The 23860-nt window shown below is 63.2% G+C and carries 20 protein-coding genes; 17 read left to right on the top strand and 3 right to left on the bottom strand.

The features are described 5' to 3' along the window. Positions 1-35 precede the first annotated feature (35 nt). The 4 genes from U6958_RS04790 to U6958_RS04775 are packed head-to-tail and all read left to right on the top strand — an operon-like array spanning position 36 to position 4989. Entirely contained in the window at positions 36-1163 is a 1128-nt protein-coding gene (locus tag U6958_RS04790) for a Rieske 2Fe-2S domain-containing protein (protein WP_244160538.1), read from the top strand. Continuing rightward, complete coding sequence (locus tag U6958_RS04785) at positions 1153-1779, top strand: UDP-3-O-(3-hydroxymyristoyl)glucosamine N-acyltransferase (RefSeq protein WP_074923336.1); 627 nt, start codon at positions 1153-1155, stop codon at positions 1777-1779. Before U6958_RS04790 ends, U6958_RS04785 begins: the two co-directional genes overlap by 11 nt. A gap of 17 nt (positions 1780-1796) precedes the next feature. After that, positions 1797-3017 carry an FkbM family methyltransferase gene (locus tag U6958_RS04780; protein ID WP_074923337.1) on the top strand — a complete coding sequence of 407 codons (1221 nt, stop codon included), beginning with the start codon at positions 1797-1799 and terminating at the stop codon, positions 3015-3017. A 46-nt stretch (positions 3018-3063) separates the two neighbouring features. After that, positions 3064-4989 (top strand): hypothetical protein, encoded by a 1926-nt coding sequence (locus U6958_RS04775; protein WP_143044652.1) that lies wholly within the window; start codon positions 3064-3066, stop codon positions 4987-4989. Positions 4990-5005: 16 nt separating this feature from the next. On the opposite strand, the gene U6958_RS04770 is transcribed toward U6958_RS04775, so the two are convergent. Beyond that, entirely contained in the window at positions 5006-6208 is a 1203-nt protein-coding gene (locus tag U6958_RS04770) for a DegT/DnrJ/EryC1/StrS aminotransferase family protein (RefSeq protein ID WP_074923339.1), read from the bottom strand. Beyond that, a complete protein-coding gene (locus U6958_RS04765; RefSeq protein WP_074923340.1) occupies positions 6205-7866 on the bottom strand; it encodes a glycosyltransferase in 1662 nt (553 codons plus the stop codon). Before U6958_RS04765 ends, U6958_RS04770 begins: the two co-directional genes overlap by 4 nt. Before the next feature lie 375 nt (positions 7867-8241). On the opposite strand from U6958_RS04765, the gene motA reads away from it, so the two are divergent. From motA to U6958_RS04720, 9 genes are all read left to right on the top strand, one after another. Further along, on the top strand, positions 8242-9102 hold the full coding sequence (gene motA, locus U6958_RS04760; RefSeq protein WP_016449292.1) for a flagellar motor stator protein MotA: 861 nt from the start codon (positions 8242-8244) through the stop codon (positions 9100-9102). A 24-nt stretch (positions 9103-9126) separates the two neighbouring features. Beyond that, on the top strand, positions 9127-10182 hold the full coding sequence (gene motB, locus U6958_RS04755; RefSeq protein ID WP_074923341.1) for a flagellar motor protein MotB: 1056 nt from the start codon (positions 9127-9129) through the stop codon (positions 10180-10182). 124 nt (positions 10183-10306) lie between these two features. Then, complete coding sequence (gene cheY / locus U6958_RS04750) at positions 10307-10693, top strand: chemotaxis response regulator CheY (RefSeq protein WP_012202534.1); 387 nt, start codon at positions 10307-10309, stop codon at positions 10691-10693. 10 nt (positions 10694-10703) lie between these two features. Beyond that, positions 10704-11318 carry a protein phosphatase CheZ gene (locus U6958_RS04745; RefSeq protein ID WP_016449290.1) on the top strand — a complete coding sequence of 205 codons (615 nt, stop codon included), beginning with the start codon at positions 10704-10706 and terminating at the stop codon, positions 11316-11318. Between the two features lie 200 nt (positions 11319-11518). Further along, the gene (locus tag U6958_RS04740; protein WP_016449289.1) at positions 11519-12691 is read left to right on the top strand and encodes a flagellar biosynthesis protein FlhB; all 1173 of its coding nucleotides are present in this window, start codon (positions 11519-11521) and stop codon (positions 12689-12691) included. Then, complete coding sequence (flhA, locus tag U6958_RS04735; RefSeq protein WP_016454350.1) at positions 12688-14787, top strand: flagellar biosynthesis protein FlhA; 2100 nt, start codon at positions 12688-12690, stop codon at positions 14785-14787. The genes U6958_RS04740 and flhA overlap by 4 nt, the downstream gene beginning before the upstream one ends. Next, a complete protein-coding gene (flhF, locus tag U6958_RS04730) occupies positions 14784-16397 on the top strand; it encodes a flagellar biosynthesis protein FlhF (protein WP_047327025.1) in 1614 nt (537 codons plus the stop codon). The genes flhA and flhF overlap by 4 nt, the downstream gene beginning before the upstream one ends. Further along, positions 16390-17271 (top strand): hypothetical protein, encoded by an 882-nt coding sequence (locus U6958_RS04725; protein ID WP_016449286.1) that lies wholly within the window; start codon positions 16390-16392, stop codon positions 17269-17271. Before flhF ends, U6958_RS04725 begins: the two co-directional genes overlap by 8 nt. Positions 17272-17276: 5 nt before the next feature. Then, on the top strand, positions 17277-17990 hold the full coding sequence (locus tag U6958_RS04720; RefSeq protein WP_012202528.1) for an RNA polymerase sigma factor FliA: 714 nt from the start codon (positions 17277-17279) through the stop codon (positions 17988-17990). Between the two features lie 218 nt (positions 17991-18208). Here the strand turns inward: U6958_RS04720 and U6958_RS04715 are convergent, their stop codons facing one another. Next, on the bottom strand, positions 18209-19660 hold the full coding sequence (locus U6958_RS04715) for a PLP-dependent aminotransferase family protein (protein ID WP_016449285.1): 1452 nt from the start codon (positions 19658-19660) through the stop codon (positions 18209-18211). Between the two features lie 194 nt (positions 19661-19854). Between U6958_RS04715 and U6958_RS04710 the strand changes: the two genes are divergently transcribed. From U6958_RS04710 to U6958_RS04695, 4 genes are all read left to right on the top strand, one after another. Further along, positions 19855-20457, top strand: coding sequence for a LysE family translocator (locus tag U6958_RS04710; protein ID WP_016449284.1), 603 nt, complete (start codon positions 19855-19857; stop codon positions 20455-20457). A gap of 234 nt (positions 20458-20691) precedes the next feature. After that, complete coding sequence (locus U6958_RS04705) at positions 20692-21870, top strand: PLP-dependent aminotransferase family protein (RefSeq protein WP_016449283.1); 1179 nt, start codon at positions 20692-20694, stop codon at positions 21868-21870. A gap of 224 nt (positions 21871-22094) precedes the next feature. Then, positions 22095-23054, top strand: a complete 960-nt coding sequence (locus U6958_RS04700) for a PhzF family phenazine biosynthesis protein (RefSeq protein ID WP_074923342.1) — start codon at positions 22095-22097, stop codon at positions 23052-23054. A 91-nt stretch (positions 23055-23145) separates the two neighbouring features. After that, complete coding sequence (locus U6958_RS04695; RefSeq protein ID WP_074923343.1) at positions 23146-23829, top strand: histidine phosphatase family protein; 684 nt, start codon at positions 23146-23148, stop codon at positions 23827-23829. Positions 23830-23860 lie beyond the last annotated feature (31 nt).

Genomic DNA, 23860 nt, shown 5'->3' with positions numbered 1-23860 from the left:
AGGCCGTTGGCAGGAAATCCCTTATGCGCTCTCGAATGCACCCCAAATACTATCTTTCAGAAAAAATATTCAAGACAGAGCAAAGAAAGATTTTTCGCAAGGTCTGGCTCTTCGCCGGACTGGTTTCCCTGCTTCCCAAGAATCACTCGTTCATTACACGCAAGATTGCGGGTATTCCCGTTGTCATACAGAACTTCCAGGGCGAACTGCGTGCCTTCGAAAATATTTGCCTCCATCGCAGTGCACCTCTTCAGCAAGGATTTTCCGGGACACGTCCTCTGCTTTGCCCCTATCACGCCTGGAGCTATGACCAACAAGGTTTTGTAAAAAATATCCCTGACTGCGACACCCTTTACCAATTCGACTCCGAAGAGAAAAAGAAAATCAAACTCAGAGAGTTTTCGCTGAAGATAGTTGGAGGGTTGCTCTTCATAAATCTTTCAACAGAACCCATGCCATTCGAGGCACAGTTCACGTCGGAATTCATAGAGCTGCTGCGCAGCAGTGCCGAATCCTATGATAACGAAGTCATGATGACCACATGGCATGCAAATTTCAATTGGAAACTGATATACGAAAATCTTCGTGATTTCAATCACGTACGGTATCTTCACTCCAAGAGTCTCGCAAAGGTTGCCAGCTTTCCTGTCGATCCTCAGGCGCAGGAATTCATGAAACCCGCGCTGGAGTCACCCTCAACCACAACTCTACGCCAGCAGATGCAGGCGTTCAGCTACGGCGGCCCCGAGGGTCAGATCGACCCCATTCGCCGTGTACCCTGGTTGGAGATGGTTGATCGTTGGGGCAGTAATGATGCATATTTCAATTGGCTTGCATACCCCAATCTTCATATTGCCTCCGGCAATGGTGGATACTCGTTCACCATCGAAAATCATATCCCCATAGCACCTGGAAAGACCGATGTGGAGATATTTTTCATGACAGCACGCAAGAAGAAACCTTACGCCACGTCCTCTCAGGTTCTTTTATCCCACATGCATTACAGCAAAAAAATTGTGGGAGAGGACATATCCATTCTAGAGGCCATTCAATCAGTATTGTACGAGGAAGCGCCTATACCCAGTCAAGGCGCCTATGAAATTACCAATCGGAAGATTGAGCATTGGTACACGAACTTGATGGAAACATCACATGAAATATAAGTGCATCATAGGCAGCGGTGATTTTCTGGAGATTGTATTTCATGCATGGAAACAGGCTTGTCCAGATATATCCTTACAGCGCCTTGAAATCCGCCAAGGAGAGGATTATGAGTTTGATCTTTCCCTGTTCGACGATGTGTGCGCCGACCAGGATGGCCTTTTTATTGCACTCGATGAACGGTTCGGCAATTTCAAACGAGCGGAATTGATGCAAGCTGCGCTGGCGCGCGGATTCCGACTTGGGTCTTTTGTCAGCCCCAGTGCCAGTGTTGCCGGCAATGTGATTATGGGACAGAATGTTTTCATTGGAGACCATGCCAGCATCGGGCCTGGCTGCCAGATCGGGTTCAATTCCATGGTACACACAGGAGCTCGCCTAGGTCCGGGGTGCATCATCAAGCCTTCCTGCTGGATAGAGTCAGGGGTACAAGTAGGCGCGCATGTGGAAATTGGAGCTCACTGCATTCTACGGGCCGGCACGCTCGTTGAAGAAAGAATAAAGATCGGTCGTGGATGCGAACTGGGGTGGCCACGTCTTTACCGTGAAAATATCCCAAGCAATACAATTTTTGACCTCAGGTATGACGAGCCCATTTTTGTCTTCCCTGGGTCCTGATACTTGCATCACCCGCCATGCCTGTACAACGATCCCGTCATATTCCGACCGATCTTTCAGCTTTGAAGGATTACTTCCTGCAGGCTGCATCGAGTCTTGCTCAAGATGGTCTTTTCGGAACTCCCGATGAGGTGCGCGATGTCATATCCAACCATGGTGCTGCCAGTCGGATGTTCATACTTGGGACAAGAGGTCTCGCTGCACATTTGATAGAAGCCCAAAAACATGGTCGCTATGTGATAGCGGCCGTTGTGGATGACTTGCTTCATCAATCGGAAAGCCACTATCATGGCATACCTTTGATAACAACCAGCGCATTTATAAAGATCTGCCAGGGGAAAAATAATATTTTTGCTGTAAATACCTGTGGACAGAAAAATCCAAAGGTATTTTTCAACGATGTTTGCAGTTCAAATCATATACCTCATATGAACTTTGAACAGGCAGTCCGGGCATTTCAGCTACAGGGACTTGTCGATCACCGGATGGATGACTGGGGGCCCCACATAATCCGCAATACAGAACGGTACCAGGCATTGGCGCAGCGCATGGCAGATCCATTTTCTGCAAAAACGCTTTATTCCATCTTGAACTTCCGCCTGACTTGTCATCACTCGCATTACTACAGAATAGAGCAGTCCTATTCATCCCTTTATTTCGAATCCGGATTGCTGCATTTTGGCAATGAGGAAAGAATGGTTGACTGCGGCGCATCCATCGGCGAATCTCTTTACGGATTCCTGAATGCTACCAATGGTATTTTTTCGCGCAATTGGCTGATAGAGCCCGACAGATTCAACATACAGACTCTACGCAATATCCTGATTGAGGATATCCATCCAACCTTGGCTTCCCGCATCAGCATACATGCATGCGGTGCAGGAGAAAACAGTTGCCGACTGGCCTTCCAGCACCAAGGTGGTCACGGCAGTTCCATTCAGAGCGCCAACTGTCCAACACAGGAGTCGGAATTCATCGACGTCCATCCGATAGATGACATCGTAGACGAGGCGCCGACATTCATAAAGATGGATGTGGAAGGGCACGAGCTACCAGCTCTACGAGGGGCGGAGCAAACCTTGAAGAGTAGTGCCCCGAAATTGGCCATTTCCACATACCATCGCCCATCTGATCTACTGGACTTGACAGACTACATAATTTCACAGCAGCCTGGATATAAAATAGGTTTGCGACATCATGGTCATTATCGATGGGATACTTGCCTCTATTTTTATTAAATCACCACCCCGCATAAGATCAGTCATAAAAGCATAGGTTCAGCGCATGAAATACAAACAGATCATTTGCCTTTATGATTTGCTTCGCCGTGACAAATCGACTTCCGAAGGCATATTCGATTTCATAAGAGAACCCATATATCAGGCAACTGGCCTGCATATAGCACACGCCCCAGGTGGAAAAAAAAGAAACGGCTTGCGATCAGGCTTTGATTTGACAAGATTTCACCAACTGACGGCGGAAACAGCGACTTACGATCAGAAGCACAATAGCTATTACAGCATTTCTTCGATTGCAGAGAACTATCTCTTTGATCACATCCCAACCGGCAGCCTTGTACTGACTTTCGAAATCCCTCCTTGGCTCAGGAATGCCTTGCAAACAAGGGGAGTTCATTATCTGGATATTTGCTATTCACCTTTACGCTTCGGCAGAGATCTATATTTCGCAATAGATACCTCTTGCCACGAACTGCGACAGCATATTCTGGCAAAAGGCATGTCGCACGAGGAAATCCGACTGGAGGCCGCCTTGTTGGCCGCCAATGTCAGAATGCACCAAGGTCGGCAGGAAGAGCAGCTCCGGCATTTCTTCAGTCTTGACAATACATTGATATTCATTGGTCAGCATCCCAGAGATGCTGCTCTGCAGAGTAGCAACGGCAAGATATTTCGCTGCAATGACTTCTCAGACAAGTTGCACGATCTGGCCAAAGGACGTCGCGTCCTGCACATGACGGACTACGAAGACAAATTGTATGACTATGCGGAGCGGGAGCGAGCCGCGCTGAGTGAGCTGTTGGGGACACCGGTTCGTCCCTGCATGCAAAACTCCTATCAAGTCTTGAGTTCTCATGATGATATCGTCGTCACCGGAATTTCATCGCATGTTCTACAGGAAGCCTCGTGGTTCGATCGCAGCGCATGCATGCTTGCAGAACCTACAGTACAGCTGGCTGTGCCAGATGCACCTGAAAATGGATACCTGCAGATCCGCTTCAATGATTTGATTTCCCCGGGTTTCTGGCATGAGGTACTCGCTCCGGACGCTCCAGCACCGAAGCTGTCGAAACTGCCAAACATCAGCCGGCACTACGGTCGAGAGTCTCTTGACATATGGTGGGATTTTGAAAAGGTAATGACATGGCAACGAACCCTGTCAGAGGGGATGTTCGAGCGTATGGGCGGCGGCCTGCTGAGACAGCGAGTAGATTCGCTGGAAAATCGGCTATCCCACCTCGGCACTGCTATGGAACATTCAATAAAGGAATCACCATTCAGCTCAAACGAAGCCATCAGGCAACTGAAGGATAGCAAAATCGGGCAAACCGCCTATGTGATTGGAAACGGACCTTCTTTAGGTGATTTCGATCTGGAACAACTTCTGGATAGAGAGTCCTTCTGGTGCAATTCAGCATTCAAAATGAAGGATCTTGGCATAGAATTCAAGCCAAAATATTACTTTATCGGAGACTATCTTGCTTTCCAGCTTCTGGCGCAGGATGTTATGAACGTTCAAGCAGGAATCAAGTTCTTCCGCAATGGGGTTTATCAACTTGCCAGAAAAAATCATCCTGAAGAAACAGCCCGGCAAAATATCATATGGTATGAAGGAAGGGAGAATCCTGGCAATGACATGTGCAATGGAGAAGATAATTTCTCTTACGATCCATGCATAAAATTATATTCCGGATGGTCCATTGTTCTTGAAGCCATACAGTTCGCCTACTACATGGGATATTCTCGCGTCTATGTCGCTGGCATTGATCTGGATTTCTCGAATGGATACTATTTCTGGGACAAAGGCGACCAGACTGAGCGACCTTCCGACGAAGTCATAGGAAAGATTCACAAGTCCTTCCTGGTCGCTAAAGGGCATTTCGAGAAAAACGGAAGAATCCTCGCAAAGATTTCAAATTCACCCAAGCTCCCCTTGGACTATGTGGAGGATGCCAGTCTGCGACGCACGTGAACCATACGGGAAGGCGTCAGGACCCTGAACTCGGCGCCTCCTGGCTGTGAACTGCAGGCCATGCTAGGGATCGTTTCACAGCGGAAGAAACCTTCGTGCGTTGCTCAGGCGTCATCCCGAGGAAAAAGGGTAGCCCCAGCAGGGTTCCCGCAATGGCCTGCGCGCTCGGTGCTGGCAGCACTATGCACTGCCCGGACAGGGCCGGCATACAATGCAGCAGAGGCTGATACCAGCGTCGTGTGACAATTCCCACCTGCTGACACGCATGCTCCAGCGCGATGCGGGAGGCTTCATCAGGCAGACGTGCACATAGCAGCGTTGGCGCCATCAAAGGCCCTCCGGCGCCCTGGGATTGCCATCCCAGGCGATGGCCGCTGACCTCACCCAGCTCCGCCATCATGGCGACCTGCAAGCCCCGCCGCTGCCGGGCCCGGGCTTCCCACGACTGCAGCGACGCGAGACCGATCGCCGCGTGATACTCGCTCATCTTGGCATTGGTCCCTGTGCTGGCCAGCATGCCAACCGGCAGGTCAGCAGAGGGATCGAGATTGATGCCGAAGTTGGACAACTGACGCACCTGGGCAGCCAGGCCCGGGCGCGTGGATACCACCAGTCCACCTTCGCCGGCGGGCAGACTCTTGGTCGTGTGCAAACTGAAGACAAGGGTTCCCTGGGCGCCCTGCAGCCACTGGCTGCCGTAGGCAGCCGCAGCGTCGATGACGACCGGCACGCCAAAGTCCTCCTCAAACAGCTGCCAGCCTCGCATGTCATGCGGCATGCCAAAGGTCGCAACCGGCAGTACGGCATCTATGCGTTCCCGAGCGCAAGCCGCGCGAGCGATCTCGGGTGTCAGCATCCAGTTGCAGGGAACCACATCGGTCAGCACAGGCACCAGGCCCGCGCGCAATACGGCGGTGGCCGTGGCCACAAAGGTGAAGGTCGGCAGCAACACATGGGCACCGGGCGGCAGGTCCAGCGCCTTCAATACGAGCTCCAGGCCCAGCGTAGCATTGGCCGCCGTTGTCAACTGCTTTTCCTCCACGGAGAAACGCTGGCAGAGCCGGGTTTCCAGTTCGCGGACTAGAGGACCGAAGTTGGAGTAATGCCGGGCCGCATGCATGCGCTGCAACCATGGCAGCAAATCCTGCGGACTCGGCATGTCCGGCAACAGCAATGGAAGCGCATCGCCACAATCGTCGATGGTCGGCAGGTGTTTCATGTAGCAAGATCCGCCTGGGCCATCACGGCGTCGAGATCGGCAAACACATCAAGCACACGGGAGCCATTGCCTAGCCAGTTGAGCCACATCAGCCGGAAGGCCTTTTCAAGCTCGGCTGTTCGGTCCCGATAGTTCATCAGAACACTGGCCTCCAATCGGGTGCGCGCGCTCAAACGCTGCTGTCTCAAGCGATGAGGATCATTCATCAGTTCCACAGCTGTCCGGACATAGCTGTCCATGTCCTGCGCAACTTCTCCTCCAAAACCCAGGCCGCGCAATGTGCGAGCGGTCGAGGCATCGACTCCTCGCACCGCATCCAGCGTCACAATGGGCAGCCCCATCCACAGCGCATGCAAGGTCGTCGTTCCTCCGGAAACGGGCGAGGTATCCAACGCCACGTCAGCGATATGCCCCAATTCCATGAAACCGTCCAGCGGCTGCTGGTGAAGCACGGACACGCGATCCAGCGGCATGCCGGCGGCTTCCACGCGTGGCTGCATGTGGGCCTGCGCGGCATCGGCGTCCTGCTCCTTGACCATGATGATCAGGCGGGCGTCCTGGCGCTCGTACAGGATGCGGGCCCAGACCGACAGCATCTCGTCGGTGACCTTGGCCGAGTTGTTCAGGGAGATCAGTGTGGGATACCCGTTGCGCAGCATGGGTGGCTCTTCGCAAAGGGGCGAGTACTCCGGTGGTGCATAGCTGGCCATGCAAGCCAGCTGAAACAGGTTCTCGGAGTAGTAAGGCGCATGGCTGGGCGGCGCGATGCCGCCATCCACCAGCCGGTAATCCATGGCCTTCATCCCCAGCGTATGCATATAGCCCAGCCAGGTCACCTGCACGGGCGCGGCGCGGCGGGCGAAGACTTCCAGGCGGTGGCCCAGGGTGAAGCCGGACAGGTCCACCAGCACATCGATGCCGTCGGCGCGGATCTGTTCGTAGAGCTGGTCGTCGGTCTGCTCGACCACATCGTGCCAGTGCGGCACCAGGGCGCGCAGCTTTGCGGTCATCGCGTCGGGGCGGCCGCTGGAGTAGACGTGGATCTCGACGTTGTCCGGGTTGTGGTGCTCCAGCACGGGCCGCATGAAGAAGGCCACCGAGTGCTGGCGGAAGTCGGCCGTGACATAGCCGACCTTGAGCTTTTTGCGCGGGTTGCGATCGCGCGGGGGAAAGGGCTTGGCGTTGCGGGTCAGCGGGTCGGCGAAGCGCCGGCCCCAGTCGCGCGCCACTTCCAGGGATTTGAGCGGGTCGCTGCTGGTGTGCGAGTGGATGTAGGCCCGCGTCATCCAGTGCGTGTTCTCGTTCTTGGCGTGGCGGCAGGCGTCGTCGATCAGGTCGCAGGCCTCCTTCCTGCGGCCCGTGCTGAACAGGGCCAGGGCCAGCAGGCGCTGGGCGTTGGGCATGCGCGGCTCGATCTCCAGCGCCATCTGCAAGGCGTCCATGGCCTGGGGCCAGATGCTCATGCGCACGTAGACAAAGCCGATGTGCAGCCAGACCTTGGAGTTGCGCGGCTCCCGGGCCACCAGCTGCGCCAGCTCCGACAGGGCTTCGAGGAACTGCGCGCGATCGACCATGGCGCGGATGCGGGTAAGCTCGCTGTCGATGCTGGGCGGCTGCGCAGCGGTAGCAAAGGCGTTGGCAAGAGGTGAAGATGGCATGGCGATGCAGCAGAGGAAGGATCAGGCCGGCCCGCGGTCGGCCCGCGATCAGCACGCTTGTGCGCGCGGTGACACAAAGAATAAAACTGTGCCGACTATCCTCGCATGCGCGCCGCGCGATCCACCGTTAAGCGCCCGCCTTGCAAGATTCAAACAGGCACCGATTTGCCGGCCTTTTCAGGCTTTTGGCGCGCAGCGGCGCGTTTACACCTTCATCTCAGGGCTCTCAAGTATGGATGCCTGCGGCCGATAGCTTGACAAGCCATGGGTTCGTCGATGGCCGCCACCCCGCCACGGCCCAGTGTCAAAACAAGCGCGCATTTCCAAGCCAGTTCCGACTTTTCCATCGGGACACCTCTGACAGAATCCACTCCCATGCTTGTCATCATCGGATACATCGTCGCCTTCGGTTGCATCTTCGGCACCTATGTGCTGCACGGGGGCAACGTCCAGGTCATTCTCAAGGCACTGCCTTTTGAAATGATCACCATTGGCGGCGGCGCCATCGGCGCCTTCATCGTGTGCAACCAGCCCAAGGTGCTCAAGGCCACGGCCAAGGCCATCCCTGGCGTGATGAAGAGTTCGCGCTACACCAAGGCCCGCTTCATGGAGCTGATGGCCCTGCTGTACGAGATTCTGCAAAAGGCCCGCAAGGAGGGCCTGATGTCCATCGAAGGCGATGTGGAGGCACCCAACGAGTCGCCCATCTTCACCAAGTACCCCGAGCTGCTGGCGGACCACCATGTGGTGGAGTTCCTGACCGACTATCTGCGCATGATGGTGTCGGGCAATCTCAATTCCCACGAGATCGAGTCGCTGATGGACAGCGAGATCGAGGCCCACCACGCCGAGGCCCATGCCCCCGTCAACGCACTGACCCGCCTGGCCGGCGCCCTGCCCGCCTTCGGGATCATTGCGGCCGTTCTGGGCGTGGTGAACACCATGGGCTCGGTGGGCCAGCCTCCTTCGGTGCTGGGCGGCATGATCGCCTCGGCCCTGGTCGGTACCTTCCTGGGCATCTTGCTGGCCTATGCGCTGGTGGAGCCCATGGCCGGCCTGGTGGAGCAGCGCGCCCAGGACGCCGCCAAGGAACTGGAGTGCATCAAGACCACCTTGCTGGCCAGCATGCAGGGCTACAACCCCGCCACCGCCATCGAGTTCGGCCGCAAGGTGCTGTTCTCTACCGAACGCCCCGGTTTCCTGGAACTGGAAACCCACGTCAAGGGCAAGAAGTAATCCTGCACCCAGCAGCGTCAAGCCATGGCAGAGAAAAAGTTACAGCCGATCATCATCAAGCGCGTCAAGAAGACGGCGCATGCGCCCCACGGCGGCGCCTGGAAGATCGCCTACGCCGACTTCGTGACCGCGATGATGGCCTTCTTCCTGCTGATGTGGCTGCTGGGCTCCACGGCCAAGGGAGAGCTGCAGGGCATCGCGGCGTATTTTTCCTCGCCGCTGAAGGTGGCGATGGCCGGCGGCGACGGTGCAGGCAACAGCTCCAGCGTGATTCCCGGCGGCGGCAACGACCTGGCCAAGGTGCACGGCCAGGTACGGCGCTCCGAGGCCGCCGACAGCTCCAACCGGCGCACCAGCGTCGATTCGGGCCGCGCCGATCAGGCCCAGGTGGACTCCAACCGCATCAAGGCACTCAAGGCCAAGGTGGACGCGATGATCACCAGCAATGCGCGCCTGAACGAATTCCGTTCTCAGATCCGCACCGACGTGACGCCCGACGGCCTGCAGATCCAGATCGTGGACGAGCAAAACCGCCCCATGTTCGACAGCGGCAGCGCCCTGGTCAAACCGTATATGCGCGACATCCTGCGCGAGGTGGGCGCGGCGCTGGCAGGCGCGGAAAACCGCATCAGCCTGTCCGGCCACACCGACGCGGCCCCTTACGGCAATGCCGACCGCGGCTACAGCAACTGGGAGCTGTCGGCCGACCGCGCCAACGCCTCGCGCCGCGAGCTGGTGGCCGCCGGCATGCCCCTGAACCAGCTGGCACGCATCACGGGCCTGGCCAGCAGCGACCTGCTGCTGCCCGACGATCCGCGCGCGCCCCAGAACCGGCGCATCACCATCACCGTGCTCACGCAGGAGGCCGAAAAGCGCCTGCTGGGCCACCGTGGGCCCGTGACGCGCAACGCCTTGCCGCCGTCATTGGCCGGCGGCAGCGGCGGCACCGCGAATGCAGCCACAGCCGAAGCCACGGCCGGCGAGACTGCCGCGCAGCCCGCTGCCGCCGCGCCCGCAGCCGCAGCCGCAGCCGCAGCCGCCCCTTCGGCGCCCGCGTCACCTGATCGTGTAACAAATTAAGGTTTGAGCCCGATGCTGCCGAAAAGCAGGAAAATTCCCACATTGCGCCAAGAAGGTTTCATATTGTTACCATCGCGGCGGATTCTTACCAGTACCGAGCACCTACCGACCGAAAGGGCCTCACGTGGCTAATGCCCTGCGTTTTTTGATCGTTGACGACTTCTCCACCATGCGGCGCATCGTGCGCAATCTGCTCAAGGAGAGCGGCTTTCCCGAAGCCGATGAAGCCGAAGACGGCGTCGTGGCACTGCACAAGCTGCGCAACAGCAAGTTCGATTTCGTGGTGACGGACATCAACATGCCGAACATGAACGGCTTCCAGCTGCTCACCGAAATCAAGCAGGACGACAAACTCAAGCACCTTCCCGTGCTGATGGTGACGGCCGAGGCCCGCAAGGAGGACATCGTGGCAGCGGCCCAGGGCGGTGCGGCAGGCTACATCGTCAAGCCCTTCACCAAGGCCACGCTGGAAGAGAAAGTCAACCTGATCCTCAAAAAGCTGGGCCTGTAGGGCGCGCGCCATGAGCAACCCGGATGTCCCCGACAGCGTCCACTACAAGGTAGGCGTTCTCACGCGCCAGCTGCATGACTCGCTCAACGAGCTGGGCTATGCGGACCGATTGCGCGGCAGCATGGGAGAGCTGCCGGATGCGCAAAGCCGCCTTTCCTACATTGCGCGGCTGACCGGAGAGGCCGCCGAGAAGGTCCTCAACCGTGTCGAGCTGGCCAAGAGCCAGCAGGACCGGCTGGCCGAGCGCGTGCGCGCCATGCGCGCGCAGCTGGTCGAGGATCCCGTGGCGGCCGTGGCCAAGGGCCGGGTGATGAACTTCCTCGAAGAGGTCGAGCAGGACACGCAACAGGCCGATGAGCACCTCACCGAGATCATGATGTCCCAGGACTTCCACGATCTCACGGGCCAGGTCATCGCCCGCGTGGTGTCGCTGGCCGCCGACCTGGAGGACCAGCTGGTGCAGCTGCTCATCCAGACCTCGCCCAACCCGCAGCAGACGGCGCTGGAGCCGCTGGAAAAGCCCAAGGAGCACCTGGCCGGCCCCGTGGTCGATCCCGAGAAGACACCCGATGTGGTGACTTCACAGTCCCAGGTGGACGATCTGCTGGCCAGCCTGGGGTTCTGACACACCCCGGGGCGCCATGCGCCTTTGCATTTGCATTTGCACGGCAACCCTTCCCGCTGCGGGGCAAGGGTTTGCCGGCGTGCCGCTGCCTGCCGCACCACACCCCAGACAGCGCATAAGCGCCGCTTGAGCCCTGCTTATCGGGGCTTCGCCCATCCGGCTTGTTCCGACAATGACGCAAATCCTTCCGTCATTGCGCCATGGACTCCAGCCAAGACAAAAACCTGCCAGCCACCGAACGCAAACTGCAGAAAACGCGTTCTGACGGCCAGGGTGCGCGCTCTCGGGACCTGTCCCACCTGGCCATCCTGGGCACGGGCGCGCTGATGATGCTGATGGGCGCCGAGCCCCTGATCCAGCACCTGCGCATGGCGCTGGCCCAGCAACTGGCGTTCGACGCGCACACGGCCAAGACCCCGGCCCTGATGATGGAGCGCATGCTGTCCATGGGCAGCCTGGGCCTGAAGATTTCCCTGGGCGTTGCCGCCGTGACCACGGCCGCGGCCGTGCTGTCGGGCATGCTGGCCGGCGGCTGGATCCTGAGCCTCAAGCCCATACAGCCGCAGTTCAACCGCCTCAACCCGCTGTCGGGCCTGACCAATCTGTTTTCCAAGCAGCAGATGGTGACCGTGGCCAAGATGGTGGCGATGACGGCCATCCTCTCCTTCGTGGCCTGGAAGTTCCTGAGCAGCCACATCGCCGAGATCGCCGCCATCTCCTCCCAGCCTTCGGCCATGGCGCTGACCATGACCGGGCAGTGGCTGGCCAGCGGCGTGGCCCTGCTGCTGCTGGTGGTGTTCCTGATGGCCGTGATCGACGTGCCGCTGCAGGCCTACCTGTTCAAGTCGCGCCTGAAGATGAGCCACGAGGAAGTCAAGCAGGAGCACAAGGAGTCCGACGGCAACCCGCAGATCAAGAGCAAGATCCGCCAGAAGCAGCGCGAGATCGCCGACCGTGCCAGCGTCAACGCCGTGCCGCGCGCCGACTTCGTGGTCACCAACCCCACGCACTATGCCGTGGCGCTGCGCTACGACGAAAAGACCATGGCCGCCCCGCAGGTCATCTCCAAGGGCACGGACCTGGTGGCGCTGAAGATCCGCGAGGTCGCGGGCGCCCACAAGATACCGGTGCTCGAATCCCCGATGCTGGCGCGCGCCCTGTACGCGCACGCCGACCTGGACCAGGCCATTCCCGCCGCGCTGTACACGGCCGTGGCCCAGGTCCTGGCCTATGTCTACCGCCTGAAGGCCGCGCTGCGCGGCGAAGGCCCCATGCCTGGCGATCTCGGCGAACCCGCCGTGCCCGCCGAACTCGATCCGCACCAGGGCCGCCGCGCGCCCGCCGCCGCGACCACTGAAGGTACTGCTCCATGACGACGAATCCGCTCCAATCCCTGCAATCGATGTGGTCGGGCGAGAACACCAGGTTCGCCCAGGGCCTGATGGCGCCGCTGCTGGTGGTGGCCATCCTGGCGCTGATGGTGCTGCCGATTCCGCCGTGGCTGCTGGACACGTTCTTCACGCTGAACATCGCCGTGGCGCTGATGGTGATGATGGTGGCGGCCTACATGATCCGGCCGCTGGACTTTGCGGCCTTCCCCTCGGTGCTGCTGCTGACCACGCTGATGCGCCTGTCGCTGAACGTGGCCTCCACCCGCGTGGTGCTGCTGGAAGGCCACACCGGCCCCGGAGCGGCCGGTGCGGTGATCGAGGCCTTCGGCCACTTCCTGATCGGCGGCAACTTCGCGGTCGGCCTGATCGTGTTCGCCATCCTGGTGGTGATCAACTTCGTGGTGATCACCAAGGGTGCCGAGCGTATCGCCGAAGTCTCGGCCCGCTTCACCCTGGACGCCATGCCCGGCAAGCAGATGGCCGTGGATGCCGACCTGAACGCCGGCCTGATCGACGAAAAGGAAGCCAAGCGCCGCCGCGCCGAGGTGCAGGAGGAAGCCAACTTCTTCGGCTCCATGGACGGCGCCAGCAAGTTCGTGCGCGGCGACGCGGTCGCCGGCATCTTGATCCTGGTGATCAACATCATCGGCGGCTTCGCCATCGGCATGATCCAGCACGGCCTGTCGGCCGGCCAGGCCGCCGACAGCTACATCCTGCTGGCCGTGGGCGATGCGCTGGTCGCACAGATCCCCGGCCTGCTGATCTCGGTGGCCGCGGCCATGGTGATCTCGCGCGTGGGCAAGGAAACCGACATGGGCCAGCAGATCGCGCAGCAGCTGTTCATGTCGCCCAAGGTGCTGGGCATCACGGCCGGCGTGCTGGGCCTGCTGGGTGTCATTCCGGGCATGCCCCACGTCGTGTTCCTGAGCACGGGCGCACTGCTGGGCTGGCTGGCCTGGATGCTCTCGCGCCGCCAGCAGGAACGCGCCGCCCAGCAAACCCAGGCCCCCGCCCCCGTGGCCGCGCCCAGCGACGGCGAAGCCACCTGGGACGACCTGCAGCCCGTGGACCTGCTGGGCCTGGAGCTGGGCTACCGCCTGATCACCCTGGTGGACAAGGGCCGCCAGGGCGACCTGCTGACCCGCATCAAGGGCGTGCGCCGCAAGTTCGCACAGGAAGTGGGCTTTCTGCCCCCGGCCGTGCATGTGCGCGACAACCTGGAGCTCAAGCCCAGCGCCTACCGCATCACCCTGCGCGGCGTGATGGTGGGCGAGGGCGAGGCCTTCCCCGGCATGTTCCTGGCCATCAATCCGGGCGGCATCAGCACCCCGCTGATCGGCACCCAGACCACCGACCCGGCCTTCGGCCTGCCCGCCCACTGGATCGACGAACGCCAGAAGGAAGCGGCACAAATGGCAGGCTTTACCGTGGTTGATTCGGAAACCGTGATGGCCACCCATTTGTCACACTTGATGCAAGTGCATGCCGCCAAGCTGATCAGCCGTACCGAGACGCAGCAGTTGGTGGAGCATGTGGCCAAGCTGGCTCCCAAGTTGATCGAAGAAGTCATTCCGAAAATGGTGTCCATCACGACGTTCCAGAAAGTGCTCCAGCTGCTGCTGGAGGACTCGGTGCACGTCCGCGACATCCGCACCATCATCGAGACGCTGGCCGAGCACTCCTCGACCACCCAGGACCCCGTCGAGCTGGCCCGCCGCGTGCGCATTGCGCTGTCGCCGTCCATCGTCCAGCAGATCTACGGCCCGACCCGCGAGCTGAACGTCATCGCCATCGAGCCCGGACTCGAGCGCCTGCTGGTGCAGGCCCTGTCCAACCCCGGTGCCCCCTCACTGGATCCCGGCGTGGCCGAGATCCTCACCCAGAAGGCGGCCGACATGGCCAACCAGCAAGAAGAGCTGGGCCTGCCTGCCTGCCTGCTGGTCCCCGATTCCATCCGCAACTCCATTGCCCGCCTGGTGCGCCGCGTGGCGCCGCGTCTGCAGGTTCTCGCCCACAGCGAGATCCCCGAGACGCACACCATCCGCATCGGCTCGATTCTTAAAGGTGCATCCGCATGAACATCAAACGCTTCTACGCCCCTACCTCCCGCGAGGCCCTGGCCAAGGCGCGCATGGCTTTCGGAGCGGGCACCCTGATCCTGTCCAACCGCAGCACGCCCGACGGCGTCGAGGTCATGGCCACGGCCGAGGACACGCTGGAGCACAGCAAGGCCGCCGCCAGCAGCACGCCGCTGCAGCAGGCCATCGAGCGCCGCTCGGCCGAGGAGACCACGGGCCTGCGTCCCCAGCTGCAGGCCCAGCTGATCCAGGCACATACCCAGCCGCGCACGGCACAGCAGCCTTCGCCGGCGCCCTCACAGGCGGCTTCGCTGGCAGCCTCGCTGTCGGCAGATGGTGCCGAGCCTGCCGGCCTGCGCCAGAGCGTGCAGGAAGACACCGAGCAACTGGCCATGAGCACCCTGTCCTTCCAGGACTACGTGCGCGAACGCATGCTGCGCCGCCGCCACGAGGCCGGCGTCGACGAGCCCCTGCCCAGCTTTGCCCAGCGCCGCAGCCTGGGCGACGCCCTGCGCGAAGCGCCGGCCGCCGCGCCCATGGCCGCACAGCAGCCGTTCAAGGCACAGCCCGCGCCTTCCGTGGCCCGCCACAATCCGCTGCGCGCCAGCGCCGAGGCGCCGCTGCGCGAGCCCCTGCGCAGCGAACCCGCTCCAGCCATGGCCTCCCAGGCGCTGCGCGATGAGCTGCAGTCCGTGCGCGACCTGATCGAAGAGCGCTTCAACACCCTGACCTGGCTGGGCCAGACGCGCCAGAACCCCATCCACGCCAATCTCACGCACAAGCTGATCCGCGCGGGCTACTCCCCCGTGCTGGCCCGCGCCCTGGTCGAGCACATGCCCCAGGACCTGTCCGCCGGCGACGCCGTGCGCTGGCTGATGCAGGTGCTGGAACGCAATCTGCGCACCGACGCCGGCCAGGAGCCGCTGTACGAGCAAGGCGGCGTCTTCGCCCTGGTGGGCTCCACCGGCGTGGGCAAGACCACGACCACGGCCAAGCTGGCGGCCCTGTGCGCGGCCAAGTACGGCGCCTCCAGCGTCGGCCTGATCACCCTGGACACCTACCGCGTCGGCGCCCACGACCAGCTGCGCTCCTACGGCCGCATGCTGGGCATGGTCGCCCACCTGGCCCATGACCGCGCCGCGCTGCAGGACCTGCTGGGCCTGCTGGCCAACAAGCAGCTGGTGCTGATCGACACCACGGGCGTGGCCCCGCGCGATCCGCGCAAGGACGAAATCCTGGACCTGCTGGACCTGCCCGGCGTGCAAAAGCTGCTGGCCGTGAACGCGGCCGGCCAGGGCGATGCGCTGGACGATGTGATGCAGGCCTTCAAGGCACGCGGCTCCAGCCAGGCCATCCTCACCAAGGTGGACGAGGCCGTGAAGCTGGGCCCCTCGGTGGACACGCTGATCCGCCACCAGATGCAGCTGCGCGGCGTGACCAACGGCCAGCGCGTGCCCGAAGACTGGGAGCGCGCCGATGCGCAGCAGCTGGTCTCCGCCTCCATGCGCGCCTCCACCCGCTCGGCCTTCGATCCCAAGGCGCTGGACCTGGACTTCTTCTTCACCCCGTCCAGCCCCAGCACCATGGACAGCGAGGTCAGCCATGCTTGAGACCTTCCCCCAACTGCACCAGGGCCTGGGCCTGCACGGCCAGCCCGGCGCCGCAGCACCGTCCAGCCTGCGTGTGCTGGCCATGCTGCGCGACACGGCGGCCGACCCTGAAGGCCAGTCCGAGCAATCCCTGCTGTGGCCGGTCTGCGCCAGCCTGCAGCGCCTGGGCATGCCCGTCCTTGTGCTCGATGCCAGCCAGGGCGAGGCGGCCGACGCGCCTGGCCTGGCCCAGCTGCTGCAGCAAAGCGCCTGGCAGGCCCGTACCGGCCTGCACCCCGACCCCCGTCACAGCTCGGTGGCCGTGCTGCCTGCCCGCCAGGGCCTGGAGCTGCTGCCCCTGCAGGCACGGCAAGCCGGCATGACGCCCATGCAATGGCTGCAGCGCCATGTGCGCGGCTATGCCATCGTCATGCTGTATGCCGATGCCGACACGCTGGCCCGCAATCTGCCCGGCCAGGCCGTGCACCCGCTGATGGTGCTGCCAGAACACGGCCCCCGCGTGCTGGGCTGCTACCGCCAGCTCAAGCAGCTGGCCGTGCATGCCGGCCTGCGCTGCCTGCTGGCGCCGCTGCTGCCCGGCGCTGACCCCGTGGATGTGACCAGCTACGATTGGCGCCGCGGACAGACCGGTGCCCGCAGCCAGGCCGAGGATGCGCAACGGCGCCAGTCACAGATCGACGCGCTGCTGCGCTGCGCACAGCGCCATCTGGGCCACGCGCCCGGGCTGCTGCCCGTGCGCCTGCACCATGCACCGGACCTGCAGCGCCTGGCGCTGCAGTTGCTCAACCATGCGGGCAGCGTATTGCCGCATGGCGGCCAGGACCTGGCCGCCGGCTACGCACCGCTGCCTGCATCCCATGCCTGGAGCCACTGACTGCCATGTACACCGCCAAAGGCCAACTCGACCGCGATGCACTGATCCGTCGGCACGTACCCCTGGTACGCCGGATCGCGCTGCACATGATCGCCAAGCTGCCTCCCAATGTGGAGCTTGATGATCTGATACAGGTCGGAATGATCGGCCTGGCCGAAGCCCTGTCCCGCTTCGAGAGCGAGCAGGGCGTGCAATTCGAGACCTTCGCCAGCCAGCGCATCCGCGGCGCCATGCTCGATGAACTGCGCGAGGGCGACTGGATGAGCCGCAGCTCGCGCAAGAGCCAGAAGGACATAGAGCACGCGCTGCACCGCCTGGAGCAGCGCCTGGGACGCACCCCGCTGGAGTCCGAGATCGCCGACGAGCTGGGCATGGACCTGGACGACTACCAGTCGCTGCTGGGCAAGGTGCGCGGCACGCAACTGGTCTACCTGGAAGACATGTCAGGCGGCGACGAGGGCGAGGACTTCCTCGAACGCCACGTGGCCGACAGCGGCGCCGACCCCTTTGCGCTGCTGCGCGACCACCGCCTGCGCGTGGCCCTGGTCGAAGCCATCAAGGCCCTGCCCGAGCGCGAGCAGTACATCATGGGCATGTATTACGAGCACGACATGAACCTCAAGGAAATCGCCGCCGTGCTGGGCGTGACCGAATCGCGTGTGTGCCAGCTGCACAGCCAGGCGATTGCGCGCCTGCGTACGAAGATGCGGGCGCATTGACTGGGGGCCCCCCCTGAGGCGCTAACGCGCCTTCACCCTCTCTACCCGCTTCGCGGGGGAGGGGGACGACACCCTCGCGGCGGGGCGGCCCTTGCTCGGTGTCCCTCGCTTTGGGCCTCGTCGGTTTTTTGCGCTGCTGGTCTGATCTATGTTTGCGGGTCGATACAGTCTTCCCCGCCTTCCGCCCCCTCCCCCTCTCCTCTCTCCCATTCCCTTTTCTATGCGCTGCCGCGCATGGCCTGGACTTCGCGTTCGAAGATGCGCCAGAAGGCGGGTTCCTGCGTGGTGGCGAAGTTGATGCGCATGCAGGTGCTGGGCTGGCGGCCGGCGTGGAACATGGAGCCGGGGGCGATGAAGTAGCCGGCGTCCAGCAGGCGCTGGGCCAGGGTTTCGGTGTCCACGCCGGTGTCCACCCAGCCGAACATGCCGGCCGGCTCGGCCGCGAAGCGGGCTCCGGCCTGCTGGGCCAGTGCCACGCTGCGCATGCGGGCCTGGGCCAGGTGCTGGCGCAGGCGCTCGGCATGGCGGCGCAGCTGGCCCTGGTCCATGCAGTGGGCCAGGGCGCGTTCCGTCAGTGCGGGGGTGGTCAGCGTGGACAGCAGCTTGGTGTCCACCAGGCGCTCCACCAGCGCAGGCGGCGGCGCCAGATAGCCAACGCGCCAGTTGGGCGCCAGCAGCTTGGCGAAGCCGCTCACGTAGATGCTGTGGCCCAGGCGGTCCAGCACGGTCATGCGTGCGGCGTGGTCGGGCGCGATCTCGCCATAGGTATCGTCCTCCACCACGTAGAAGCCGAATCGCCGCGCCAGCTGCAGCACCTCGTGGGCGCTGGCCGGCGACAGGCTGTAGCCGGTGGGGTTGTGCAGCACGCTCACGCTGACGTAGAGCTTGGGCGCGCAGCTTTCGCAGTAGCGCTGCATCACGGCCAGGTCCGGCCCGTCGGGGCCGCGCGGCACGGGCAGCACGCGCATGCCCAGCGATGCCAGGCGCGCGAACTCCACGGCCCAGCCGGGCTCCTCCACCATCACCGGATCGCCCGGCTGCAGCAGGGCCCGGCTGACCACGTCCAGTCCATGCGTTGCGCCCATGGTGGTGATGATGTGCTGCGGCGCCGCCGCAATGCCCAGGCGCGCCAGGCGCCGCGACAGCGCCTCGCGCAGGCTGATGTCGCCCAGCGGGTCGCCATAGCCCACGCAGGAGTCGTGCAGGGATTTTCCCGAGCAGGCCTTGCGCATGGCAGCGGCCAGAAAGCCTGCCTCCAGCCATTGGGCCGGCAGCACGCCCGCGCCGGGCTGGGGCCTGCCGCCCACGCTCTGGTGGAACATGCCGCGCACCAGCATGGAGGCATTGATGCGCGTTCCCTTGGGCGCGCCGGTGGCCTCGTCCGCAGGCGCGGCGCGGGCCTGTTCGGACTGCAGCAGCGGTGCGTCCTGCACGAAATCGCGCACGAAAAAGCCGCTTTGCGGCCGCGCCTCGACCAGGCCCTGGGCCTGCAGCAGGTCATAGGCGGCCACCACCGTGTGCGTGCTCACGCCCTGCTGGCGCGCGCATTCGCGCACCGAGGGCAGGCGTGCGCCCGCCGGCAGCAGGCGCATGCGGATGCGCTCTCCCAGGCGTTCGGCCAGCTGGGTGCTCAGGGTCTGCGGCGCCAGCCGCGAAAGGGGAACGGGCATGAGAGGGTCACCAAAACGTCACTGTATCGGGATGGGCGCCGATACAGAACATGCAATTGAGGGTTCAACTGTATTGGTACTGTACAGGTCTTGCACCTATATTGCAGGCATTCGTGCTGCGGAGCAGGCCTGCCGTGCCCTCCTCCCCAACAGCCCCTTGCCGCCTGTATGGAGACCTCCGGGGCCACCGCCTCATGCCACCGTCCGAACTCACCGCCTTGCTGCTGCTCGCCGCTTCCATGAGCTTCAGCCCCGGCCCCAACACCACGCTGTCCACGGCCCTGGCCGCCAACCACGGCCTGCGCCCGGCGCTGCGCTTCGTCCTGGCCGTGCCCGTGGGCTGGTGCTTGCTGCTGGTGCTGAGCACGGCCGGCGTGGGCGCGGCGATCGTGGCGGCACCGCTGCTGCTGTGGCTGGTCAAGGCCGCCGGCATCGGCTACCTGCTGTGGATGGCCTGGCGCCTGAGCCGCAGCGCACAGATGGCGTCACTGCAATCGCAGCAGCAGCTGCAGGTGGGTTTCTGGCAGGGCGTGGGATTGCAATTCGTGAACATCAAGGCCTGGCTGCTGGCCCTGGCCATCGTGGCCGGCTGGCTGGCGGGGCACGACGACCTGAGCGAGCGCCTGTCCGTGGTGCTGCCCGTCATGGCCGCCTATGCCTTCTCCAGCAATCTGCTGTATGCCTGCGTGGGCGCACTGCTGCGCCACTGGCTGGCCCAGGGACGCAGGCTGCTGTGGTTCAACCGTGCCATGGCGGCCATGCTGGCGCTGACGGCGATGTGGATGGTGGCCGCATGAGGGTCTGCCATCCACACCCAAGCAAAGGCCGTACTGGCCTGCCCAGCTATTGAAGGGAGGATGCGCAGACCCTTCACGGCCGCGACAAAATACCCTCATTGCCGGCGCAAGAGCGAAAGCACCATCCGCACTGCGCTCTTCACATGCGGCCGGCCCGTGCCCCACGACGGCATGGCAACCCATACCAGCCCGCCCGCATGGCGGGCACCGCAAAGACCTGGAACTGCTTTTTTTATGACGACCTGGACGCTGGCAGACCGTGCTGCCAAGATGAACCCCTCCGCCATCCGCGAAATCCTCAAGCTCACCGACCGTCCCGGCATCATCAGCATGGCGGGCGGCCTGCCCTCGCCGCTGGCCTTCCCGCTGGACGCGTTCACCCAGGCCTGCCAGACCGTGATGCAGCGCGATGGCGCAGCGGCCCTGCAATACGCCACCAGCGAAGGCTTCGCGCCCCTGCGCCAGGCCGTGGCCGACTTCCTGCCCTGGGAAGTGGACCCCGACCAGGTGCTGATCACCACGGGCTCGCAGCAGGCGCTGGACCTGATCGGCAAGGTCTTCCTGGACCGCGGCAGCCGCATGCTGGTCGAAAAGCCCACCTACCTGGGCGCGCTGCAGGCCTTTGCGCCGCAGGAACCGATTCCCGTGGGCGTGGACAGCGATGACGACGGCATCCTCGTCGAGGACTTCGCCGCCAAGGCCGGCACCGGCGCCGACAAGGCCCGCCTGGCCTACGTGCTGCCCAACTTCCAGAACCCCACCGGCCGCACCATGGCCGAGGCACGCCGCCAGGCCCTGGTGGACAAGGCGCGTGAACTCGACATCCCGCTGATCGAGGACAACCCCTATGGCGACCTGTGGTTCGAGCAGCCCCCTGCCCTGCCGCTGGCCGCGCGCAACCCCGAAGGCGTGATCTACCTGGGCTCGTTTTCCAAGGTGCTGGCCCCGGGCCTGCGCATCGGCTTCCTGGTGGCGCCCAAGTCCGTCTACAACAAGCTGCTGCAGGCCAAGCAGGCGGCCGACCTGCACACGCCCGGCTTCAACCAGCGCGTGGTCTCCGAGGTCATCAAGGACGGCTTCCTGGACCGCCATGTGCCCACCATCCGCGCCATGTACAAGCGCCAGCGCGACGCCATGCTGGCCGCGCTGGAACGCGAGATGGCCGGCCTGGACGTGCAGTGGACCCGTCCCGTGGGCGGCATGTTCCTGTGGGTTCGCCTGCCCAAGGGCATGGATGCGCAAAAGCTGCTGCCCGCCGCCGTGGAACGCGGCACGGCCTTCGTGCCCGGCGCGCCGTTCTACGCGGACGAGCCCCAGGCCAACACGCTGCGCCTGTCGTACGTGACCGTGTCGGCCGAGCAGATCGACAAGGGCATCGCCGCCCTGGCTGCCGCCATCCGCTCCACGATGTAAACCACCCCCTGAGCGGCTAGCGCCGCTTCCCCCTCTCTACTTGCTTCGCAAGGGAGGGGGACGACGCCCTCGGCTAGGCGCCCCCGCCGTGAGGCGGCTCTTGCTCGGCGTCCCTGGTGTTTGGGCCAGTTACCTGCTTGGGCCAGAGGGAAGCCGACACGCAGTCGAACCAAAGTCCGGCTTGCCGTCGGCTTTTCCATCCTCCCTTCCATCTGCCCGTTGCCATGACACCTGCATACGTCTCCCGCCAGCGCCCCTTCATGACCGTGGACGTGTTCACGGCACGGCCCTACCTGGGCAATCCGCTGGCCGTCGTGCTCGACGCCACCGGATTGACCGATGCGCAGATGCAGTCCTTCGCGGCCTGGACCAATCTGTCGGAGACCACCTTCGTGCTGCCGCCCACCGAGGCCGGCCGCGCCGCAGGCGCCGACTACCGCGTGCGCATCTTCACGCCGGGCGGCGAGCTGCCCTTTGCCGGCCATCCCACGCTGGGCAGCTGCCACGCCTGGCTGGCGCAGGGCGGCGTGCCGCAGCAGGCGCAGCGCATCGTGCAGGAATGCGCCAAGGGGCTGATCTCGATTGCGCGCCAGGACGGACGCCTGGCCTTCCAGGCACCGGCCACCGACATCGGCGTCGTGGAGCCGGGCCTGCTGGCCGAGGTGGCTGCCGCGCTGGGCGCGGAGCCCGGCCAGATCCTGCGCGCCGCCTGGCTGGACAACGGCCCGCGCTGGATGGGCGTGCTCTTCGAGCATCCCGATCAGGTGCTGGCGCTGGAGCCCGACCATGCAAGGCTCAAGGCGCTGAACACCAAGGTGGGTGCCTGCGCGCTGTACGAAAGCGCGCAAGATGCACCGGCACTGATCGGCCGCAGCAGCCGCGAGGCACGCGCCTTTGCCACGGGCCAGCGCCCGGCCGGGGCCGATGCGGATGCCGCCCCCAGCCTGGAAGTGCGCGGCTTCGCCAGCCCCGTCGGCGTCACCGAAGACCCCGTCACCGGCAGCCTCAACGCCAGCCTGGCCCTGTGGCTGCGCGGCGAAGGCCTGCTGCGCGCGCCCTACATCGCCAGCCAGGGCTGCTGCGTGGGCCGCGACGGCCGCGTGCATGTCAGCGAGGACGCCCAGGGCGCGCTGTGGATAGGCGGCCATGTGGTGGAGTGCGTGAGCGGCCAGGTGCTGTTGTAGGGCCTGCCGGGCTGCTGGAATCTGTCGCCAAGGCGGCAGCCAGTCGCCCGCAGGACAAACGCCGGCGCCAGCGCTGGCCACAATCCGCGCCATGGGAACCCTCTATCTTGTGCGCCATGGCCAGGCCTCGTTTGGTGCCGAAGACTACGACCAGCTCAGCGAACGCGGCCAGGCGCAATCGCAAAGATTGGGTGCCTACTGGCGAGAGCGCGGCCTGCGCTTCGACGCGGTCTACACGGGCACGCTGCGCCGCCATGCGCAGACGCTGGCCGGCATCGCCGAAGGCCTGGGCAGCCTGCCTGCCGAGCAGCACCGCACCCAGGCGCTTGCGGGCCTCGATGAATACGACAGCGGCGCGCTGCTGCAGGCCATCCACCCAGCGCCCCTGCCCAAGCCCGACACACCCGAGCTGTACCGCCACCACTTCCGGCTGCTGTGCGATGCCCTGGCCCAGTGGATGGCCGGCACCATCAGCCCCAAGGGCATGCCCAGCTGGGACGACTTCTCCGACGGCGTGCGCCAGGTGCTGGAGCGTGTGCGGCATGAACATGCCGACGAAAACGTGCTGCTGGTCAGCAGCGGCGGCCCCATCTCCACCGCCGTGGGCCATGTGCTGGGCACCTCGCCGGAGGTCACCATTGCGCTGAACATGCGCATCCGCAACAGCGCCGTGACCGAGTTCACCACCAGCCCCAAGCGCCTGATGCTGCAGACCTTCAACACGCTCAACCACCTGGACACGGACGAGCACCGCAGCTGGATCACGCACGCCTGATCCAGCCCCGGCCAGGCTGCCACACGGCTAT

This window comes from Delftia lacustris, from assembly GCF_040267515.1.
In the GTDB taxonomy this organism is placed as follows: Bacteria; Pseudomonadota; Gammaproteobacteria; order Burkholderiales; family Burkholderiaceae_C; genus Comamonas; species Comamonas tsuruhatensis.
The sequence above is the reverse complement of the archived record's forward strand: the minus strand, read 5'-3'. Positions and strand labels throughout refer to the sequence as shown.

Excerpts from the sequence above, each read along its gene's own strand:
- U6958_RS04790 (WP_244160538.1), top strand. The coding sequence starts at position 36 with ATGCACCCCAAATACTATCTTTCAGAAAAAATATTCAAGACAGAGCAA.
- U6958_RS04785 (WP_074923336.1), top strand. The coding sequence starts at position 1,153 with ATGAAATATAAGTGCATCATAGGCAGCGGTGATTTTCTGGAGATTGTA.
- U6958_RS04780 (WP_074923337.1), top strand. The coding sequence starts at position 1,797 with ATGCCTGTACAACGATCCCGTCATATTCCGACCGATCTTTCAGCTTTG.
- U6958_RS04775 (WP_143044652.1), top strand. The coding sequence starts at position 3,064 with ATGAAATACAAACAGATCATTTGCCTTTATGATTTGCTTCGCCGTGAC.
- U6958_RS04770 (WP_074923339.1), bottom strand. The coding sequence starts at position 6,208 with ATGAAACACCTGCCGACCATCGACGATTGTGGCGATGCGCTTCCATTG.
- U6958_RS04765 (WP_074923340.1), bottom strand. The coding sequence starts at position 7,866 with ATGCCATCTTCACCTCTTGCCAACGCCTTTGCTACCGCTGCGCAGCCG.
- motA (WP_016449292.1), top strand. The coding sequence starts at position 8,242 with ATGCTTGTCATCATCGGATACATCGTCGCCTTCGGTTGCATCTTCGGC.
- motB (WP_074923341.1), top strand. The coding sequence starts at position 9,127 with ATGGCAGAGAAAAAGTTACAGCCGATCATCATCAAGCGCGTCAAGAAG.
- U6958_RS04745 (WP_016449290.1), top strand. The coding sequence starts at position 10,704 with ATGAGCAACCCGGATGTCCCCGACAGCGTCCACTACAAGGTAGGCGTT.
- U6958_RS04740 (WP_016449289.1), top strand. The coding sequence starts at position 11,519 with ATGGACTCCAGCCAAGACAAAAACCTGCCAGCCACCGAACGCAAACTG.
- flhA (WP_016454350.1), top strand. The coding sequence starts at position 12,688 with ATGACGACGAATCCGCTCCAATCCCTGCAATCGATGTGGTCGGGCGAG.
- flhF (WP_047327025.1), top strand. The coding sequence starts at position 14,784 with ATGAACATCAAACGCTTCTACGCCCCTACCTCCCGCGAGGCCCTGGCC.
- U6958_RS04725 (WP_016449286.1), top strand. The coding sequence starts at position 16,390 with ATGCTTGAGACCTTCCCCCAACTGCACCAGGGCCTGGGCCTGCACGGC.
- U6958_RS04720 (WP_012202528.1), top strand. The coding sequence starts at position 17,277 with ATGTACACCGCCAAAGGCCAACTCGACCGCGATGCACTGATCCGTCGG.
- U6958_RS04715 (WP_016449285.1), bottom strand. The coding sequence starts at position 19,660 with ATGCCCGTTCCCCTTTCGCGGCTGGCGCCGCAGACCCTGAGCACCCAG.
- U6958_RS04710 (WP_016449284.1), top strand. The coding sequence starts at position 19,855 with ATGCCACCGTCCGAACTCACCGCCTTGCTGCTGCTCGCCGCTTCCATG.
- U6958_RS04705 (WP_016449283.1), top strand. The coding sequence starts at position 20,692 with ATGACGACCTGGACGCTGGCAGACCGTGCTGCCAAGATGAACCCCTCC.
- U6958_RS04700 (WP_074923342.1), top strand. The coding sequence starts at position 22,095 with ATGACACCTGCATACGTCTCCCGCCAGCGCCCCTTCATGACCGTGGAC.
- U6958_RS04695 (WP_074923343.1), top strand. The coding sequence starts at position 23,146 with ATGGGAACCCTCTATCTTGTGCGCCATGGCCAGGCCTCGTTTGGTGCC.